The sequence below is a fragment of the Pseudomonas sp. PA-4-8C genome, from assembly GCF_021606625.1.
GTDB classification, from domain to species: Bacteria; Pseudomonadota; Gammaproteobacteria; order Pseudomonadales; family Pseudomonadaceae; genus Aquipseudomonas; species Aquipseudomonas lactis.
This window is the reverse complement of sequence record NZ_WKCD01000434.1, coordinates 1-2,878: the sequence shown is the minus strand read 5'-3', so window position 1 is coordinate 2,878 and position 2,878 is coordinate 1. Positions and strand designations below refer to the sequence as shown.

At 62.7% G+C, this 2,878-nt stretch carries 2 protein-coding genes and 1 pseudogene; all 3 read left to right on the top strand.

The annotated features are described in order from the left end of the window. Nucleotides 1–88: 88 nt before the first annotated feature. Nucleotides 89–1,438, top strand: a complete 1,350-nt coding sequence (gene pvdM / locus GIW04_RS29520; protein ID WP_072448866.1) for a pyoverdine-tailoring dipeptidase-like protein PvdM — start codon at nucleotides 89–91, stop codon at nucleotides 1,436–1,438. An 18-nt stretch (nucleotides 1,439–1,456) separates the two neighbouring features. Beyond that, nucleotides 1,457–2,725, top strand: a complete 1,269-nt coding sequence (pvdN, locus tag GIW04_RS29515; RefSeq protein WP_120248195.1) for a pyoverdine-tailoring periplasmic protein PvdN — start codon at nucleotides 1,457–1,459, stop codon at nucleotides 2,723–2,725. 29 nt (nucleotides 2,726–2,754) lie between these two features. After that, nucleotides 2,755–2,878, top strand: a pseudogene (locus tag GIW04_RS31390) (formylglycine-generating enzyme family protein); the annotation flags it as partial.

Sequence of the window (2,878 nt, the reverse complement as noted above, 5' to 3'; positions counted from 1 at the left end):
ATTTACCGCCCTGCCCCCGCCACCTAAATTTCCCCCGCCATCGCTCGTTCTTCCCTGATAGCAAAGGCCTCAACTGACTGAGATGGCAATGACAAAATCACGTTCGAAAAAGGCGCTGTATATCGGCCTGCCGCTGGCCCTGGCTATCGGCGCCGGGGCGGGCTTGCTGGTCTGGGATCAGTGGTTCAAGGGCAACGCCGGCTACCCGCTGGAGGTGATCAAGCAGGCCAATGAAATGCAGGATCGCCTGTTGTCATTCGACAGCCACATCACCCTGCCCCTGGATTTCGGCACGGCGGGCAACGAGGCCGACAAGGATGGCAGCGGCCAGTTCGACCTGGCCAAGGCCGCCCGCGGGCGATTGTCGGGCGCCGCGCTGACGATATTCGGCTGGCCGGAAATCTGGAACGGCGCGAACGCCCCGCACAAGCCCACCGACGGTTTTGTCGAAGAGGCCCGCCACGAGCAGGAAGTGCGCTACAAGATCATCTCCGGCATGGTGCGTGACTTTCCCAACCAGGTGGGCATCGCCTATACCCCGGACGATATGCGACGCCTGCACGGCGAAGGCAAGTTTGCGATCTTTATCAGCATGCTCAACGCCTACCCCCTGGGCAACGACCTGAACCAGCTGGACTTATGGGCCGCACGTGGCATGCGCATGTTCGGCTTCAGCTACATCGGCAATAACGCCTGGTCCGACTCGTCGCGCCCGCTGCCGTTTTTCAATGACTCCCCCGACGCCCTTGAAGGCCTGTCGCCGATCGGCCAGCAAGCGGTGCATCGCCTCAATGACCTGGGGGTGATCATCGACGTGTCGCAGATGTCGACCAAGGCCCTGGAACAAGTCGCGCAGTTGAGCCGTACGCCGATGGTGGCGTCCCACTCGGCGCCACGGGCATCGGTGGACATCCCGCGCAACCTCAGTGACAAGGAACTGCAACTGATCAAGAACAGCGGCGGCGTGGTGCAAGTGGTGGGCTTCCCCGCCTACCTGCGGCCCTTGAGCCAGCCGACCCAGGACAAGCTCAACGCCCTGCGCGCACGCTTCGACCTGCCGCCACTGCCCAATCTGGCCATGGCTCTGATGCCCGGCGACGCGATCATTGCCGCCTGGCCCGAGCAACGCTTCGGCCAGTACGCCAGCGCGCTGTACGGCATCCTCGAGGAAGAACCCAAGGCCACCCTCAAGGACCTGGGCGACGCCATCGACTACACCGTGCGCAAGATCGGCATCGATCATGTCGGTATTGCCTCGGACTTCAACGACGGCGGCGGCCTCCAGGGCTGGGAGAACGTCGGCGAGGTGCGCAACGTCACCGCCGAACTGATCCAACGCGGCTACTCCGAAGCCGATATCGCCAAACTGTGGGGAGGCAACTTCCTGCGGGTGTGGGACCAGGTCCAAAAAGCCGCCAAACCCTTGGCCAACCGCTAACCACCACGAAGTAAGTCCATGACCGACCGCCGTACATTTCTCAAGCAGGCCGGCGTCTTTGCCGCGAGCCTGCCGCTGGGCACCGCGTTGCTGCCTCAGGCAGTCGCCGCCGCCACGAACGACCCATGGACGGGATTGAAACAACTGTTCAACCAGGACCCCAATTACCTGCATTTTTCCAACTTCCTGGTGGCCTCGCACCCCAGGCCCGTGCGCGAGGCCATCGAGCGCTACCGCCAGCAGATCGACCGTAACCCCGGCCTGGCCATGGACTGGGACTTGCAGGAAACCTGGAAGCGTGAAGGCCAGGTACGCGAGTGGGCCGGCCGTTACCTGAACGCCAAACCGGCGCAGATCGCCCTCACCGGCAGCACATCCGAAGGGCTGGCGATGATCTATGGTGGGATCAAGGTGCGCGCCGACCAGGAAATCCTCACCACGGTGCATGAGCACTACGCCACCGCGTTCAGCCTGGATTTCAGGGTGCGCAAGGAGCGGACCCAGGTACGTAAAATACGCCTGTTCAAAACCCCCAATCAGGTCTCGGCCGATGAAGTGCTGGGCAACATCCAGCGCAACATTCGCCCCAACACCCGCGTGCTGGGCATGACCTGGGTGCAGTCCGGCAGCGGCGTGAAACTGCCCATCGGTGAGATCGGCAAGCTGGTGGACGAACACAATCGCAACCGTGACGAGCCAGATCGCCTGCTCTATATCGTCGATGGCGTGCACGGGTTCGGCGTGGAAGACCTCGACTTCCCAAGCATGCAGTGCGACTTCTTCATCGCCGGCACCCACAAGTGGATGTTCGGCCCGCGCGGCACCGGCCTGGTGTGCGCCCGCGAGACCGAAAACAAATACGTCACACCGATGATTCCGACCTTCTCCGAAGACAAGGACTTCGCCACGACCATGACGCCCGGAGGCTACCACGCCTTCGAACATCGTTGGGCCGCCGACGAGGCCTTCAAGCTGCACCTCAAATTGGGCAAGGCGCCGGTGCAGGCACGTATCCATGCGCTCAATACCGAACTCAAAGACCAGTTGCTGGCTCACTCGCAGATCGAATTGGTCACCCCGCGCAGCCCCGAGCTGTCAGCAGGTTTCACCTTCTTCCGGGTCAAGAACCAGGACAGCGACGCCGTCGCGGCCTACCTGATGAAAAACCGCGTGGTGGTGGACGCGGTGGAGCGTGACGTTGGCCCGGTGATTCGCACCTCGCCGGGCCTGCTTAACAACTCCGATGAGATCCAGCGCTTCATGACCCTGCTGAGCCAGCGGTTATGACCCCTTTTCCCTTTGAACGAGACGCCTCCATGACGCCATCCCGACTCAAACCGCTCACCGCACTGGCACTCACCGCCCTGTGCGGCGCCCTGCTGCCCGGCCTGGCCCATGCCGCCGCCCCACAACCGGGCAAGGTCTTCAAAGACTGCAAGG

Coding starts and splice junctions, on each gene's coding strand:
- pvdM (WP_072448866.1), top strand. CDS start 89: ATGACAAAATCACGTTCGAAAAAGGCGCTGTATATCGGCCTGCCGCTG.
- pvdN (WP_120248195.1), top strand. CDS start 1,457: ATGACCGACCGCCGTACATTTCTCAAGCAGGCCGGCGTCTTTGCCGCG.